The organism is Caulobacter sp. NIBR1757 (assembly GCF_027912495.1).
Lineage (GTDB): Bacteria > Pseudomonadota > Alphaproteobacteria > Caulobacterales > Caulobacteraceae > Caulobacter.
Genome location: NZ_CP115463.1, coordinates 3869091 through 3884982, shown reverse-complemented (window position 1 = coordinate 3884982; position 15892 = coordinate 3869091). Strand labels below are relative to the sequence as shown.

Sequence of the window (15892 nt, the reverse complement as noted above, 5' to 3'; positions counted from 1 at the left end):
CACCCTGGCCGCCGGCGCAAACCGGCGGGCAAAAAAAGGCCCGGGACGACATTGCCGACCCGGGCCGATCACGCCAATGGCGCAGGAGGATCTCTCAGAACTATTCGGCGGCGATGGCCAGCGGGCCGACCGGCAGCGGCTTTTCGAGGCTGGCCCAGTCGATCAGCCCGTCATGGACGGCGTCCTCGAATTTCAGCACACCCAGGGCCTCGAACTTGGGCCGCACGCTTTCGGTCAGCAGGCCGATGCGCTTGAGGTTGGGGATCATCCGTTCAAAGAGGAAGTCGCGGAAAGCCTGGCCGGTGGCGGCGTTGTGGTTGATCTCGCGGGCCTCGTCGCGGGTGAAGCCGAACTCGGTGGCCACCTCGGTGTCGAACAGCCGCTCGCGCATGATCACGCAGGCCTCGTAGGCGAACTGGGCCCGTTCCTCGATCTCATGCTCCGGCAGGGCGCGGATCCAGTTCTCCAGGTAGTTGACCCCGAAGGCCACGTGCCGGCCCTCGTCGCGCATCACCAGCTCGACGATCTGGCGCAGCAGCGGGTCGCGGGTGGTCATGTGGATCGACTGGAAGGCGGCCAGGGCCAGACCCTCGATGAGGATCTGCATGCCGATGAACTTCAGGTCCCAGCGCTCGTCGGTCAGCACCTTGTCGAGCAGCAGCTTGAGGTTGGGGTTGATCGGATAGATCGTCTTGCAGCGCTCGACGAGATACTTGTGGAACACCTCCACATGCCGCGCCTCGTCGAAGGTCTGGGACGAGGCATAGAGCTTGGCGTCGAAGGTGGGGGCGCAAGAGACCAACTGGCTGGCCACCAGCATGGCGCCCTGCTCGCCGTGCATGAACTGCGACAGGGTCTGGGACTGGCTGCGCCAGGCGAACTTCAGCTTGTCCTCGGCGCTCAGCGCCTCGTACTTCGGGTTGCCGAGATAGGCGTTCATTTCCGGGGCCGAGGGGTACTCGGTGTGGGGGAACGGCGTGTCCCAGGCGACGTCCATCTGGGCGTCCCAGTTGAAGCGCTTGCCCAGCTCATAGAGCTTGCGGATCTTGGCGTTGGCGTCCTCGTAGTCCCAATTGTAGGACCCGGTCAGCGGGGTGCGGAAAATCTCGCGGATGACCTCGACGTCCTCGCCGGTCAGGTGATGGACGACTTCGTCGTCGAACTCGCGGATCTCCTGCGGCGGTCCATCGACCAGTTTGACATTCAGCATGGTGTCTCTCCCGGCGCGCCGCGTTCTAAAAGTGACGCCGGCGTCACCTTTAGAAACACCCGGTCGAAACGGGCCGATTTGATCTGGATCAAACGGCTGCTGAAATCAGCCGAGGACGACCTCGATCCAGTCCTCTTGCGCCATCTCGATCTCGTCGAGATTGGGTCCCGGCCCCTGCCGATCGACCACCAGGAAGTCGCTGACCGCGCCCAGCGCCAGGGAATAGTGGTGCCAGGTCCCGGCGGCGTAGTTCACCCCCTGCGACCCGTCGGCCAGGAAGACCTCGATCCTCGACGGGTCCAGTTCGCCGGGCGGGGCTACCGCGACCAGGTAGGGGCGGCCGTTGAGGGGCATGAAGGCCTGGCTGCCGTCCGGGTGGCGCTCCATGATCTTCAGCACCAGGCGCGGCAGCGGCGTCGAGCGGAAGAGGCTGAGGATGACCTGGCCGTCGGTCGCCGTGGTGTGACCGAGCGCGTGGTAGCGGGTCGTGGCCCCGTAGTTGATCGGATAGTGCTGGGCGTCCTCGCGGGCCGAGATGACTTCGCCGAACGGCTCGAAGGCCTCGGGCGTCAGGGGCCTGGGGCGGAAGGTTCTCATGGGGCGCCGGCCTTGATCCAGGCGCCCAGTCTGGCGCGTTCCTCCTCGGTCATGCCGGTCTCGTTGCCGAGCGGCATGGAATGGTTGGCCACGGCCCGGTCGTAGATGCGCGGCGCATAGGTGCGGATCTGCTCGGGCGTGTCGTAGGCGACACCGTTGGGCGGGGCGGTGAAGCCCTTGTGGGTCGGTGTGGCGGAATGACAGGTCTGGCAGTGCTTGCCGATCATCGCCTGCACCTCCGGGAAGGTGGCGGGCGTCACCCCGGCCTCGGCGGGCTTCGGCGTGGTGAGCAGGGCGAAGAACATCACCCCGACGAACAGCATGACGCCGTTGACCAGGATCATCGGGTCCTTCCGGCCGGCGTTTTTCTCATTGAAGAAGTGGCGGATGACCGCGCCCGAAAGCCCGATGCCGGCGATCAGCAGCCAGTTCAGCGGATGGTCCGTCACCATCGGATAGTGGTTGGAGACCATCAGGAACAGCACCGCCAGGGTCATGTAGTTGTTGTGGACGGAGCGGAGCTTGCCCTTCTTGCCGAGGGCCGGATCGACGGGCTCCCCCTTCAGCATGGCGGCGACGATCTTGCGCTGGTTGGGGATGATGACGAGGAAGACGTTGCCGACCATCGCCGTGCCGATCAGGGCGCCCATGTGGATGAAGGCGCCGCGATTGCTGAAGATGTGGGTCAGGCCGAAGGCGGCGACGACCAGCACGGCGAACCAGACCACGGCGAACAGCTTCACCCGGTGGGCCAGGAGACGGCAGAGGGCGTCGTAGACCAGCCAGCCGCCGGCCAGGAAGCCGGTCCCGATGGCGATGGCCTGCGCTGGGCTGAGGGCCAGCTTGGCCGGATCGATCAGATAGACCGAGGCGCCGGCGTAGTAGATCAGGGTCAGCAGCAGGATGCCTGACAGCCAGGTGGTGTAGGCCTCCCACTTGAACCAGTGCAGCTCGTCCGGCATGTCCGGCGGAACCGAGAGATACTTGCGCTTGTGATAGAAGCCGCCGCCGTGCACGGCCCACAGGTCGCCCTGAACGCCCTTGGGGGTGTCAGGGCCGGCGCGGAGACTGGCGTCCAGCCACATGAAATAGAAGGACGAGCCGATCCAGGCGATGCCGGCGATGACGTGCAGCCAGCGGGTGGCCATGCCGGCCCAGGCGAGGAGGTCAGCGAGCATCAGCTACGGCCTCCTCGGCCCTTGATCATGTCCGCGCATTTCGCGGCAAACTGTGGAAAACGCACCGCCGTCTCCCTCAGGACCTGCTCCATCTCGGCAGCGTCGAGAAATGGATAGGCGTCGACATGGAGAGCGATCGCGACTTTCCTCTCGTCTTGACCTTCGGTGAGCCACTGATCGGTCGTACGAAGAATCTGCGTGCCGTTGTCGGAGGTCTGCCAAACCGCGCAGCTGAAGAATTCCGCGACGGCTTCCCAAGGCATCCCCTCCGAGGCCGAATAGACGCGCTCTGCCAGATCGCCCTCGCCCATCGCCCTCATGGCATCACCGACGAGGTCGGTCGGAAAGGTTCCAACAACGGCGCAAGCCTCCAACGCTCGTGTCAGCTCCGTCATGCCATCCCCCCTCACGAGGTATGCTCAATCTGTTGCAGCAGTTGCGCCGCGACCGCGACCGCGATGATCTCCGGCGCCTTGCTCTTCAGGCCGGGGATGCCGATCGGGCAGGTCAGGCCGGCGCTATCGACGCCTTCATCCTTCAGCCTGCGGAGGAAGCGCGCCTTCTTGGTCTCCGAGCCGATCAGGCCGACGTAGGCCGGGCCCGCCGCCAGCGCCGCGCGGGTCAGCTGGTAGTCGAGGTCATGGTTGTGGGTGAGGATCAGGACCAGATCGTCCGGCCCCGCCTGGGCGGCCAGTTCGATCAGCCGGGCTTCGTCCTGGATGGCGACGCCCGGCGCGGCGGCTTCGGGACGGCTGTCCTGCCAGTCGAGGCGGAAGGGCAGGGGGGCGAAGGCGCGGGCGATGGCCTGGCCGACGTGGCCGGCGCCGAACAGCAGGACGCGGGGGCGGGCGGCGTCGATCCGTTCGACCAGGGCGTCACCTTCGGACAGGGCGGGGCGCCGGCCGGGGAGCGGCGCGCCGGCCGCGTCGATCAGCGCGATCGTCCCCACCCATTGGGTCTCGTCGCCGAAGAAGGCGCGTCGCAGGCGGGCGCCGCAGACCTCGGCCTTCAGGGCATATGCCTCTCCGGCGGCTTCGGCCCGGGCGGCCGCTTCGAGCCAGGCTCGGTCGTCGGACTCCAGCCGTTCGAGGAGCAGGCGGACGTGGCCGCCGCAACATTGCTTCAGAAAGGGGCCGAGCGGGTAGTCCTGCAGGGCGAAGCCGCGGTCGGTCTGGGTCAGCAGGCGGCGGGCCTGCTGCGTGGCGCGGTATTCTAGATGGCCGCCGCCGATGGTGCCGGACTGGCTGTCGGCGGTGACCAGCATCCGGGTCCCGGCCTCGCGCGGGGTCGAGCCCTCGGCGGCGATCACGGTGACCAGGGCGAGGGGTTCGCCGCGTCTCAGGGTTTGGAGCGCCTGCGTGGCCCAGTTCATGCGACGCCTGCCCGGCGGCGAACATCGTCCACGGCCATCAGAATGCGCTCCGGCGTCGCCGGCGCGTCCAGATCCGGCATCACCCGGTGACCGCCCACCGCCGCCACCGCATCGGTCAGGGCGCTGAACACGCTGATGGCCAGCATGAGGGGCGGTTCGCCGACGGCCTTGGACCGGTGGATGGTGTTCTCGGGATTGGGCTGGTCCCACAGGTCGATGTTGAGCACCGGCGGGCGGTCGGAGCAGGCCGGGATCTTGTAGGTCGAGGGGGCGTGGGTCTTCAGCACGCCCTTGGCGTCCCAGACCAGTTCCTCGGTGGTCAGCCAGCCCATGCCCTGGATGAAGCCGCCCTCGATCTGGCCGATATCGATGGCCGGGTTCAGCGAGGCGCCGCAGTCGTGCAGGATGTCTGCGCGAAGACAGCGGTTCTCGCCGGTCAGGGTGTCGATGGCCACCTCGGCGCAGGCGGCGCCCCAGGCGTAGTAGAAGAACGGCCGGCCCTGATGGGTGGCGCGGTCGTAGTGGATCTTCGGCGTCCGGTAGAAGCCGGCGGCCGACAGGCTGATGCGGTTGAACCAGGCGCGGCGGGCCAGTTCGGTGAAGCTCAGCACCTCGTCGCCAGCGTGGACGTTGCCGCCCTCGAAGCGGACGGCGGCCGGATCGACGCCGAATTCCTGGCCCATGAAGTCGGCCAGCCGGGCCTTGATCTGGTTCGCCGCATCCAGCGCCGCCATGCCGTTGAGGTCGCTGCCGGAACTGGCTGCGGTGGCGCTGGTGTTGGGCACCTTGTCGGTGGCGGTGGCGGTGATCTTCACCCGGTCCATGCCGATGCCGAAGGCCTGGGCCACCACCTGGGCGACCTTCTGGTAGAGGCCCTGGCCCATCTCCGTGCCGCCGTGGTTCAGCATCACCGAGCCGTCGGTATAGACGTGGATCAGGGCGCCGGCCTGGTTGAGGTGGGTGGCGGTGAAGCTGATGCCGAACTTGACCGGGGTCAGGGCCAGGCCGCGCTTCAGGGTCGGGTTGGCGGCGTTCCAGGCGGCGATGGCGGCGCGGCGCCTTCGGTAGTCGCTGGTGGCCTCGAGGCGTTCGATCAGGGCCAGGGCGGGCGAATGATCGACGGTCTGGCCGTAAGGCGTCTGCTCGCCGGCGACGCCGTAGAGGTTGGCCTTGCGCACATCCAGCGGGTCCGTACCCAGATGCAGGGCGATGGCGTCCATGGCCCGCTCGATGCCGACCATGCCCTGCGGCCCGCCGAAGCCCCGGAAGGCGGTGTTGGAGACCGTGTGGGTCCGGAAACGGTGCGAGACGATCTGCGCCGTCTGCAGGGCGTAGGCATTGTCGCTGTGAAACATCGCCCGGTCGTTGATGGCCATGGACAGGTCGGCGCTGTAGCCGCAGCGGCTGGCGTGCTCGACGCTGTAGCCGGCGAGACGCCCCTCGGCGTCAAAGCCGACCTGCCAGCCGGTCTCGAAGTCGTGGCGCTTGCCGGTCATCACCATGTCGTCGTCGCGATCGAGGCGGACCTTGGCCGGGCGACCGGTGCGGGTGGCGATCAAGGCGGCGGCGGCGGCGAACAGGGCCGGCTGGCTCTCCTTGCCGCCGAAGCCGCCGCCCATGCGCCGCACACTGACGGTCACGCTGTGGTCGGGCACGCCCAGCACCTTGGCGATGTTGTGCTGCACCTCGGTCGGGTGCTGGGTGGAACACCAGACGTGGACGTCGCCGTCCTCGCCGGGGGTGGCGAGACTGATTTGGCCTTCCAGATAGAAGTGGTCCTGGCCGCCGATGGCCAGCTGTCCCGACAGGCGATGCGGGGCGGCGGCGATGGCGGCCGGGGCGTCGCCGAGGTGCATCTCCTGAGCCGCCTCTATGACCGAACCGGCGGCGCGGGCGGCGGCGATGTCGAGCAGGGGTGACAGGTCCTCGAAGACGAGCTCCGCCAGGGCGACGGCGGCGCGGGCCTGGGCAAGCGTCTCGGCGGCGACGGCGAACAGGGATTGGCCGACGAACTGCACCAGGCCGTCGGCGAACAGCGGGTCGTCTCCGACCACGGGGCTGACGTCGTTCTTGCCGGGGATGTCGGCGGCGTTGACCACATCAACGACACCCGGCGCGGCGCGCACGGCGGCCAAATCCATGGACACCACCCGGGCGTGGGCGCGCGGGCTCATGGCCATGAAGACGTGCAGCAGGTTCGACGGCTCGGGCAGGTCGTCGATATAGGTCGCGGTCCCGGCGACGTGCTTTTCGGCGCTGTCGTGCTTGAGTGGGCGATGGACCATACCCGGGATTGGAAGTCCGGCGTCAGGCATTGACCGGCTCCAGGCTGAGCACGCCGTCGCTGCCCTCGAAGACCTTGCGCAACAGGTTCCGGGCCGCGGCGAGGCGATAGGCGGCGCTGGCCCGCATGTCGTCGATGGGCTGGAAATCCTCGCCGAGCGCGGCGGCGGCCGCTTCGACGGTTTGCTCCGTCCGCGGATGGCCGATGAGGGCCACCTCGCAGGCGGCGGCGCGCCTGGGCGTCGCGGCCATGCCGCCGAAGGCGATGCGGGCGTCGGTGACGATCCCATTTTCGATGCCGAGCGAAAAGGCGGCGCAGACGGCGGAGATATCCTGGTCGAAGCGCTTGGACAGCTTGAACAAGCGGAGGGTGCGGTCCGGCGCCGGGCGGGGGACGGTGATGGTCTCGATGAATTCGTCCGGCCGGCGGTCCTGCTGGCCGTAGGCGATGAAGTAGTCCTCCAGCGGCAGGGTGCGGGTTCCGCCGACCGACCGGAGGGTGATGCCGGCGCCGAGCGCGATCAGGGCCGGCGGCATGTCGCCGATCGGCGAGCCATTGCCGATGTTGCCGCCGACCGTGCCGCTGTTGCGCACCTGCACCGAACCCAGCCGGCGCAGCAGTTCGCCGAGCTCGGGATGCAGCCGGGTCAGCGCCGGCAGGGCGTCGCTGTAGCGGACGGCCGCGCCGAGGGTCAGGCCCGCGTCGGTCTCGCTGATGATTTGAAGCTCGGGTACGGCACCCAGCCAGAGCAGGGTTGGCAGGGTCCGGTGCTGTTTGGTCACCCACAGGCCGACGTCGGTGGCCCCTGCGACCAGGGTGACGTCGCTGTCTTCCCCGCCCAGTTTCAGGTATTCGGCCACCTCCTGCACGGTGCGCGGCGCGACCCAGTGCAGCGGCCCATGGCGCAGGGCCAGCGGCGCGCTGGCGGCCAGGTCCTTGAGGGCGGCGACGAGGGCGGTCTCGTCCTCGGCCGGCGCGGAGGCGGCATTGGCGGCGGCCACGATCGGCCCATAGCCGGTGCAGCGGCAGAGGTTGCCGGCCAGGCTGTCATTGACCGGCGGCGGCGCGGCCTCGCGGCCCCGGACCCACAGGCTCATGACGAAGCCGGGGGTGCAGAAGCCGCACTGGCTGGCATGGTGCTCGACCATGGCGGTCTGCACGGGGTGCTGGCCGCCCAGGCTCTCGACCGTCTTCAGCGCCTTGCCGTCGAGCATGGGCGCGAACAGGATGCAGGCGTTGACCGCCCGCCATCTGACGCCGTCGCCGTCCAGTTCGCCCAGCGCCACGGTACAGGCCCCGCAGTCGCCCTCGGCGCAGCCTTCCTTGGTTCCCGTACGGCGCAGGTCGTAGCGCAGCAGGCCCAGCACCGTCGTGGTCGGATCGATGTCCGTCAGCTCGACCGTCTGGCCGTCGAGGAGGAAGCGGACGGTGTCGCGCATCAGCTGCCCCGATAGGTCGAATAGCCGAACGGCGAGACCAGCAACGGCACGTGATAGTGGGCCGCCGTGTCGGCGATGCAGAAGTCGATGCCGACCGTTTCGAGGAAGGCCGGGTCCGGAAGGGCCAGGCCCGCCTTGCGGAAATAGGCCCCGATCTCGAACTCCAGGCGCCAGGTCCCGATCGCGATCGTCTCGGCGGTCAGCAGGGGCGCGTCGCAGCGGCCGTCGGCGTTGGTGCGGCTGTGGGCCAGGGCCACGCCATCCCGGATCAGGCGCAGGCTGACCCCTTCGGCCGGGCGGCCGTGGGTGGTGTCGAGGACGTGGGTCGTCAGACCGGTCATGTTTGCTCCAAAGGCCCCCGGAACGCGGCGGAGCAGTCCAGAATTCTCCCTTGCCGCGGCGAAAGCAACTCCCGAACGCCGCGATATCGAGGCAAGCCTTGACGTTGGGCGCCCAAGCGGCCTCGAATGGGCGTCCCATGAGCGACGGCTACACCAGAAACCTGATCGGCTACGGCCGAAATCCCCCGCACGCGAAGTGGCCGGGCGGCGCCCGCATCGCGATCCAGATCGTGCTGAACTACGAGGAGGGCGGCGAGCGCTGCATCCTTCACGGCGACGCCGGGGCCGAGACCTTCCTCTCGGACATGATCTTCCCCGGCCCGGTCGAGGCGGCCGAGCATATGAGCATGCAGTCGATCTATGAGTACGGCTCGCGGGCCGGGGTCTGGCGACTGCTGCGCCTGTTCGAGAAGTACGAGGTGCCACTGACGGTGTTCGGGGTGGCGATGGCCATGGAGCGCAACCCGGCCGTCGTCGACGCCTTCCTGCACGCCGGGCATGAGATCGCCAGCCATGGCTGGCGGTGGATCAACTACCAAGACATTCCCGAGGCCGTCGAACGGGCCCACATGCAGCGGGCCATCGAGATCCACCAGCGACTGACCGGCGCGCGGCCGCTCGGCTGGTACACGGGCCGCACCAGCCCCAACTCGCGGCGGCTGGCCGCCGAGGAGGGCGGCTTCCTCTATGACGCCGACGACTACAGCGACGACCTGCCGTTCTGGACGACGGAGGCGGGTCGGCCGCACCTGATCGTGCCCTACACCCTGGAAGCCAACGACATGCGCTTCTCCGGCACCGGGCTGAACACCGGCGATCAGTTCTTCAGCTACCTGCGCGACGCCTTTGACGTGCTCTACGCCGAGGGCGAGACCAGTCCGAAGATGATGTCCATCGGCCTGCACTGCCGGCTGGCCGGGCGGCCGGGCAAGATCCTCGGCCTGGAGAAGTTCCTGCGCCACGCCCTTGGCCACAAGGACGTCTGGTTCGCCCGCCGCATCGAGATCGCCCGGCACTGGCGCGAGAAGCACCCGCCCGTGGACCTGAAGCATGGCTGAGGCCGACTTCACCACGCGCTTTGGCGCCGTCTACGAGGACAGCCCCTGGGTCGCCGACGCCGTCTGGGCCCATGCCGCCGAGTTGACCACGGCCGAGGCGATAGCCGCCGCCATGGCCGAGGTGGTCGATACGGCTTCGTATGAAAGAAAGCTGGCGCTGATCCGGGCCCACCCCCAGCTGGCCAGCCGGGCCAGGATGGCCGACGCCTCGGTCAGGGAGCAGTCGGGCGCGGGCCTCGACCAATGCAGCCCGGAGGAGTTCGCCGCCTTCCAGCGCCTCAACGCCGCCTACAACGACCGCTTCGGCTTTCCCTTCATCGTCGCGGTCAAGGGCATGAGCCGGGCCGACATCCTGGCCGCCTTCGAACAGCGCCTGGCCAACGATCCGGCCACGGAGTTCGAGACGGCCATCGCCCAGATCCACCGCATCGCCCGCTTCCGCCTGGGCGATCTCTTCAAGGACCCTTCGTGACGCCTCATCCCTACGCCGGCCTGATCGACCTGGCCCAGCCGCGCCTCGGCGGCGAGGTCGTCTTCGCCACCGACGACTTCTTCGCCGACAAGAGCCGGATGATCGACCCGGCCGAGCCGGTCTTCATCCCCGGCAAGTACGACGATAACGGCAAGTGGATGGACGGCTGGGAAAGCCGCCGCAAGCGCGTCCCGGGCCACGACTGGGCGATCGTCAAGCTCGGCGCCCCCGGCGAGATTCACGGCTTCGAGATCGACACCCGCCACTTCACCGGCAACTACCCGCCCGGCGCTTCGGTCGAGGCCTGCGTGTCGGACGCGCAAATCCCGGGCGATGACACCGATTGGACCCTGCTGGTCCCGCGCATCGATCTCGCCGGCAACGATCGCCGCTTCGTCAACGCCGTGCACGAGGGCGTCTGGACCCATGTGAAGCTGAACATCTTCCCGGACGGCGGCGTCGCTCGCTTCCGCATCTTCGGGACCATCCACAAGGACTGGTCGAAAGTCTCGCCCGACACCGTGCTCGACCTGCTGGCCATGGAGAACGGTGGCCGGGGCCTGATCGCCAACGACGAACACTTCGGCAAGGTCGAGAACCTGACCGCGCCCGGCCGCGGCAAGGACATGGGCGACGGCTGGGAAACCCGCCGCCGCCGCGAGCCCGGCCACGACTGGGCCGTGCTGGAACTCGGCCACGCCGGAGTGATCGAGGAGATCATCGTCGACACCGCCCACTTCAAAGGCAACTACCCCGACCGCTGCTCGATCCAGGCGGCGCTGGAGGCGCATGGGACGCCGGAGGAGATGGCGGCGGCGGCAGTAGACTGGCCGGTGCTGCTGCCGGAGGTGAAGCTGTCGATGGACCACATCCACACCTTCCGCGACGAGCTGGCCAACCTCGGGCCGGTGAAGTTCGTACGGCTGAACATCTACCCGGACGGCGGGGTCAGCCGCGTGCGGATGAAGGGTCGGAAGGCTTGAGTGATTTGGTCCATCCGGAATGGCTTGATCTGGTCTGGGTCGCCGTGGACTCCAGGGGGCGGCTCGCGGCCCTGATCACCGCCGGACAGGGGCCGATTGCCGAGGGCGCCCTGCCGACGCTCGATCCGGTCGGCGAATGGTTGGACGACCTGCCGGAGCGTTGCGGGGTCTCTCCGGATGACGCCCATGAGGCCTTTGCCAGCTATGCACGCAAGGGCGTCTTCGTCTTCGACTGGTCCGATGTCCATCGGGTCGATGGCCTGCTTGATGCCTATGAGCTGATGGCCGCTCCGGAGACGCCGATCAGGTTTACGGATATCCCTGCCGAGATCGCCGCGGCTATCCGCTTGACTACGCTCGGTCTAGACTTCGCGGAGCGTCAGACTATTGATCCCCGGCCCCTGACGCCGTGCCTCGAACATCCGGAGGATTGAATGCGTCCGTTGCTTTTGGCGGCTGTTCTGGCGGTCTCTGCAACCTCGGCCAACGCCATGACCTGCGACGAAGCCATGTCGCGTGTCGACACCTTCGGGCGGCTGCGGTGGAAGGACCCGGTCAAGACGGTTCCAGATTGGGCCGTGGACGTCAGTTACGTGGACAGGCCAGCCTTCTCCGATCCCGAGGGCGTCCGGTACGAATTCGTCCAGGACTACATGCTCGACAAGGAACTTTCCGGAGCAAAGGTCTGGCCCTGGGGCCTGAAGGCCGACGACGGCCCGGCCGAGGTCAAGGCCAAACTGGCCCTGCTCCTGCCGAACGAGGGGGGCATGAACGTCCGGGATGGTGGTCCGACCTACAACCTCGACATCGCCGACTGTATGGCCTGGATCGAGGTGACCTTCGAAGGCGTGCGCGGGATCAAGGCGGTCAGCCTCAACGCCCAGCCCTGAGGGCCAGAGGATCAGGCCGGGGTGGCCGTGCAGCGCTCAAGGCCGCGTTCGCGCGCCAGTTCCTCGACCCGAGCGCGGGTCAGTAGCCCACGGCCGTCCAGCGGCTGCCGACCGGCGGTGCTGAGCACGCCAAAGCCGCCCGTATCGCCGCGACTGAGATAGAAGACGGCGTTCCGGTGGTAGGCAGTGCTCGGATAGGAGCCTTCGGGGTCGCTGTAGACGTCGATGCGGTCCGGCAGGCGGCCGCCGCTGTAAACCTTGCTGACTGAGACCTGATAGCCCTCGTCCGTCGCCCGCAACGTGCCGAGGACAGCGACGTCGTAGCAGGCCCAGATCCCCCGCGGGTCTTCAGTCGGCGCTGATCCGGCCAGCAGCATCAGGGCGGGCATCAGGGCGGGGTGCATGGCGTTCCTCCGTCAGGCCGCCACGCTGCGCCGGTGAAGGCGCGCGGTCAATCGTGCTCAGGCCGGCGTCCGGTCGACGAGCCCGCCCTGCCGTTCGATGAAGCTGACGATGTCGTCCACCCCCTTCAGCCGGGTGAGGTCGCTCATCACCGTCGGCCGCGCGCCGCGCTGAACCTTCGCGTCACTCTCCATGACGGACAGATCCGCCCCCACGTGCGGCGCGAGGTCGGTCTTGTTGATGATCAAGAGGTCGCTGCGGGTGATGGCCGGGCCGCCCTTGCGGGGAATTTTCTCGCCCTGGCAGACGCTGACGACATAGAGGGTCAGGTCGGCGAGATCGGGGCTGAAGGTGGCGGCCAGATTGTCGCCGCCGCTCTCGATGAAGATGACGTCGAGGTCCGGGTGGCGGGCGTTCATCTCGTCGATGGCCCGCAGATTGATCGAGGCGTCCTCGCGGATGGCGGTGTGCGGACAGCCTCCCGTTTCCACCCCCATGATGCGGTCTTCGGGAAGGGCCTGCAGCCGGTTGAGGATCAGGGCGTCCTCGCGGGTGTAGATGTCGTTGGTGATGACGGCGACGGAGTAGCGGCCCCGCATCGCCTTGCACAGCTTCTCGGCCAGGGTGGTCTTGCCGCTGCCGACGGGGCCGCCGATGCCGACGCGCAAGGGTCCGTTGGCGCTCATGAGATGAACAGCCGGACGTGCAGGGTTTCGTGGCGCATGGAGGCGATGTCGCTCATCAGGGCGCAGGCGCCAAGCTCGTCCAGGGACGAGGCGGCGGCGCGGGCGGCGGTTTCGAGGATCAGGGGTTCGAGGGCGGCGAGAACGGCGACCCCGTCGGTCTGGCCGAGCGGCACGGCGCGCAGGGCGATGCTGGTCAGGTTGCTGGCGAAGGCGTGCAGCCAGGCGGTGAGGGTGGCCTCCAGCGGCACGCCGTGGGCGGCGGCGGTGGCGCCGACCGCGACGCAGTAGGGGACGGGATCGCCGTAAGGGGGGACCAGGCCGGAGGGGCGCCAGGCGCGGGCGGCGGTCAGGAAGGCTGCGCCCTGGCTGAGGGACTCGCGGCGGCGTTCGAGGGATGGGGCCATGGCGTCGGCCAGTTCGGCGGCGTCTCCGAGGCGCGGGGCGTCGTTGGCGGTGGAGGCGCGCCAGGCCTCCGTCAGCAGGACGGAGTCGGTCCAGCCGGAGCCATGGGCGATGAGGGCGGCGATCCAGGCGTTGAGGGTGGCGCGGTCGTGGACGGCGCCGGTATGGATCGCCTGTTCGAGGCCGTGGGAATAGCTGAAGCCGCCGACCGGGAAGGCAGGGGAGAGCCAGGTGAGGAGCTTGAGGAGCGGCCCGCTCATACCCTTCTCCCGCTTGTCGGGAGAAGGTGGCCGCGTAGCGGTCGGACGAGGGCAGCACCGGCGGTGAGTGAGTGGGCTCGCGGAAGCCTTCCAAGGCTGGCGCTGCCCTCACCCGACCCCCTTTGGGGGCCACCCTCTCCCGACAAGCGGGAGAGGGGATGGCTAATGGTCGTGGGCATGATGCGCTCCGCCGTAGGCGCCGCCTTCGGGATCGAAGCGAGCCGAGATCCGGTGAACATGCGCCCCCAGGTGCTCCAGCATGTGGGCGATGACGTGGTCGTAACGGATCAGCAGGCGCCGGCCGTCGATCTGGGTGGCCAGGTGGCGGTTGCCGAGGTGCCAGGCGAGCTGGAGCAGATGCTCCGGCGAATGGGCGGTGATTTCCAGCAGGTCCTCGGGGGCCGCCAGCACCTCGAGGATGCGGCCATCGTCTAGCTTCAGCCCATCGCCGTGCTTCAACTGCACGGCGGCCGGCTCGTCGAGCAGCGCGTCGATGCCCAGATGATCGCTGGTCAGCACCGCGCGGCGGCGGTGGCGGCCGTCCTGGTCGAGGGTGACGTGGTCGGCGGCGGTGGACCAGCTGCCGGCGGGTAGGATCTGGGCGACCTTGAGCATCAGAACAGGAAATACCGTTGGGCCATCGGCAGGACCGTGGCGGGTTCACAGGTGAGCAGCATGCCATCGGCCCGGACCTCATAGGTTTCCGGATCGACCTCGATGTGCGGCAGGGCGTCGTTGTGGATCATGTCGGCCTTGGAGATACCGCCACGTACATTCTCGACCGCCAGCATCTGTTTGTCCGTGCCGATCCGCGCCCGCAGGCCGCCGTCCAGCGCCGCCTGCGAGGTGAAGACCACGCTCGACCGGGTCAGCGCCTTGCCCAGGGCCCCGAACATCGGCCGGTAGTGCACCGGCTGCGGCGTCGGGATCGAGGCGTTCGGATCGCCCATCGGGGCTGCGACGATGGAGCCGCCGAGCAGCACCAGGTCCGGCTTCACCGCGAAGAAGGCCGGGTCCCAGAGCACGAGGTCGGCCCGCTTGCCGACCTCGATGCTGCCGATGTGGCGGCTGACCCCTTGGGCGATGGCCGGGTTGATCGTGTACTTGGCGATGTAGCGTTTGACCCGGGCGTTGTCGGCCGCGCCGTCGCCGGGGAGCGAGCCGCGCTGGCGTTTCATCTTGTCGGCCGTCTGCCAGGTGCGGATCAGCACCTCGCCGACCCGGCCCATGGCCTGGCTGTCGCTGGAGATGATCGAGAAGGCGCCCAGGTCATGCAGAATGTCCTCGGCGGCGATGGTCTCGCGGCGGATGCGGCTCTCGGCGAAGGCGATGTCCTCGGGGATCGACGGATCGAGGTGATGACAGACCATCAGCATGTCGAGGTGCTCGGCCAGGGTGTTGACCGTGTACGGACGGGTCGGGTTGGTCGAGCTGGGGATGACGTTGGGCAGGCCGCAGACCTTGATGATGTCCGGCGCATGGCCGCCGCCCGCGCCCTCGGTGTGGAAGGCGTGGATGGTGCGGCCCTTGATGGCGGCGACAGTGTCCTCGACGAAGCCGCTCTCGTTCAGCGTATCGGTGTGGATCATCACCTGGACGTCGTAGGCGTCGGCGACGGAGAGGCAGTTGTCGATGGCGGCGGGCGTCGTGCCCCAGTCCTCATGCAGTTTCAGGGCGCAGGCCCCGGCCAGGATCTGTTCCTCCAGCCCGCCGGGCAGGGACGCGTTGCCCTTGCCGCTGAAGGCCAGGTTCATCGGTAGGCCGTCGGCCGCCTCGATCATCCGCTGCAGGTGCCAGGGCCCGGGGGTCGCCGTCGTCGCCTTGGTGCCGGTCGCCGGCCCGGTGCCGCCGCCCAGCATGCAGGTCACCCCGCTCATCAGCGCATCTTCCACCTGCTGCGGGCAGATGTAGTGAATGTGGGCGTCCATCGCCCCGGCGGTGAGGATCTTGCCCTCGCCGGCGATGATCTCCGTGCCGGGGCCGATGATGATGCTGACGCCCGGCTGGGTATCGGGATTGCCGGCCTTGCCGATGGCGTGGATCAGGCCGTCCTTGAGCGCCACATCGGCCTTGACGATGCCCCAGTGGTCGATGATCAGCACATTGGTGATGACGGTATCGACGGCGCCCTGGGCGCGGGTCTGCTGGCCCTGGCCCATGCCGTCGCGGATCACCTTGCCGCCGCCGAAGGTGACCTCCTCGCCATGGGTGGTGAAGTCCTTCTCGACCTCGACGAACAATTCGGTGTCGGCCAGGCGGACGCGGTCGCCGGTCGTTGGCCCATAGAGGTCGGCGTAGAGGGCGCGGCCGATGCGCAT

General features: G+C 68.3%; 18 protein-coding genes. 5 read left to right on the top strand and 13 right to left on the bottom strand.

The window, feature by feature from the left end; translation table 11 throughout:
• Positions 1–100 precede the first annotated feature (100 nt).
• From O5I81_RS18710 to uraH, 8 genes are all read right to left on the bottom strand, one after another.
• On the bottom strand, positions 101–1210 hold the full coding sequence (locus O5I81_RS18710) for a ferritin-like domain-containing protein (protein ID WP_271066376.1): 1110 nt from the start codon (positions 1208–1210) through the stop codon (positions 101–103).
• A 105-nt stretch (positions 1211–1315) separates the two neighbouring features.
• Positions 1316–1807, bottom strand: a complete 492-nt coding sequence (locus tag O5I81_RS18705; protein WP_271066375.1) for an ureidoglycolate lyase — start codon at positions 1805–1807, stop codon at positions 1316–1318.
• On the bottom strand, positions 1804–2985 hold the full coding sequence (locus O5I81_RS18700; protein ID WP_271066374.1) for a urate hydroxylase PuuD: 1182 nt from the start codon (positions 2983–2985) through the stop codon (positions 1804–1806). The genes O5I81_RS18705 and O5I81_RS18700 overlap by 4 nt, the downstream gene beginning before the upstream one ends.
• Positions 2985–3380: a hypothetical protein gene (locus tag O5I81_RS18695; protein WP_271066373.1), complete on the bottom strand. Its 396-nt coding sequence runs from the start codon at positions 3378–3380 to the stop codon at positions 2985–2987. The genes O5I81_RS18700 and O5I81_RS18695 overlap by 1 nt, the downstream gene beginning before the upstream one ends.
• An 11-nt stretch (positions 3381–3391) precedes the next feature.
• A complete protein-coding gene (xdhC, locus tag O5I81_RS18690) occupies positions 3392–4357 on the bottom strand; it encodes a xanthine dehydrogenase accessory protein XdhC (RefSeq protein ID WP_271066372.1) in 966 nt (321 codons plus the stop codon).
• A complete protein-coding gene (gene xdhB, locus O5I81_RS18685) occupies positions 4354–6642 on the bottom strand; it encodes a xanthine dehydrogenase molybdopterin binding subunit (RefSeq protein WP_271066371.1) in 2289 nt (762 codons plus the stop codon). The genes xdhC and xdhB overlap by 4 nt, the downstream gene beginning before the upstream one ends.
• Before the next feature lie 22 nt (positions 6643–6664).
• Positions 6665–8080 (bottom strand): xanthine dehydrogenase small subunit, encoded by a 1416-nt coding sequence (gene xdhA / locus O5I81_RS18680; RefSeq protein ID WP_271066370.1) that lies wholly within the window; start codon positions 8078–8080, stop codon positions 6665–6667.
• Entirely contained in the window at positions 8080–8421 is a 342-nt protein-coding gene (gene uraH, locus O5I81_RS18675) for a hydroxyisourate hydrolase (RefSeq protein ID WP_271066369.1), read from the bottom strand. The genes xdhA and uraH overlap by 1 nt, the downstream gene beginning before the upstream one ends.
• Before the next feature lie 137 nt (positions 8422–8558).
• On the opposite strand from uraH, the gene puuE reads away from it, so the two are divergent.
• The 5 genes from puuE to O5I81_RS18650 are packed head-to-tail and all read left to right on the top strand — an operon-like array spanning position 8559 to position 11824.
• A complete protein-coding gene (gene puuE, locus O5I81_RS18670; protein WP_271066368.1) occupies positions 8559–9479 on the top strand; it encodes an allantoinase PuuE in 921 nt (306 codons plus the stop codon).
• Positions 9472–9951, top strand: a complete 480-nt coding sequence (uraD, locus tag O5I81_RS18665; protein WP_271066367.1) for a 2-oxo-4-hydroxy-4-carboxy-5-ureidoimidazoline decarboxylase — start codon at positions 9472–9474, stop codon at positions 9949–9951. The genes puuE and uraD overlap by 8 nt, the downstream gene beginning before the upstream one ends.
• Positions 9948–10934: an allantoicase gene (gene alc, locus O5I81_RS18660; RefSeq protein ID WP_271066366.1), complete on the top strand. Its 987-nt coding sequence runs from the start codon at positions 9948–9950 to the stop codon at positions 10932–10934. The genes uraD and alc overlap by 4 nt, the downstream gene beginning before the upstream one ends.
• 5 nt (positions 10935–10939) lie before the next feature.
• Positions 10940–11368: a hypothetical protein gene (locus O5I81_RS18655; protein ID WP_271066365.1), complete on the top strand. Its 429-nt coding sequence runs from the start codon at positions 10940–10942 to the stop codon at positions 11366–11368.
• Positions 11369–11824, top strand: coding sequence for a hypothetical protein (locus O5I81_RS18650; RefSeq protein ID WP_271066364.1), 456 nt, complete (start codon positions 11369–11371; stop codon positions 11822–11824).
• An 11-nt stretch (positions 11825–11835) separates the two neighbouring features.
• Here O5I81_RS18650 and O5I81_RS18645 read toward each other — a convergent pair whose 3' ends face one another.
• From O5I81_RS18645 to ureC, 5 genes are all read right to left on the bottom strand, one after another.
• Positions 11836–12228, bottom strand: coding sequence for a hypothetical protein (locus O5I81_RS18645; protein ID WP_271066363.1), 393 nt, complete (start codon positions 12226–12228; stop codon positions 11836–11838).
• A gap of 57 nt (positions 12229–12285) precedes the next feature.
• Positions 12286–12912: an urease accessory protein UreG gene (gene ureG, locus O5I81_RS18640; protein WP_271066362.1), complete on the bottom strand. Its 627-nt coding sequence runs from the start codon at positions 12910–12912 to the stop codon at positions 12286–12288.
• Positions 12909–13574, bottom strand: a complete 666-nt coding sequence (locus tag O5I81_RS18635; protein ID WP_271066361.1) for an urease accessory protein UreF — start codon at positions 13572–13574, stop codon at positions 12909–12911. Before O5I81_RS18635 ends, ureG begins: the two co-directional genes overlap by 4 nt.
• Before the next feature lie 162 nt (positions 13575–13736).
• On the bottom strand, positions 13737–14189 hold the full coding sequence (locus O5I81_RS18630) for an urease accessory protein UreE (RefSeq protein ID WP_271066360.1): 453 nt from the start codon (positions 14187–14189) through the stop codon (positions 13737–13739).
• Positions 14189–15892, bottom strand: coding sequence for an urease subunit alpha (gene ureC / locus O5I81_RS18625; RefSeq protein WP_271066359.1), 1704 nt, complete (start codon positions 15890–15892; stop codon positions 14189–14191). Before ureC ends, O5I81_RS18630 begins: the two co-directional genes overlap by 1 nt.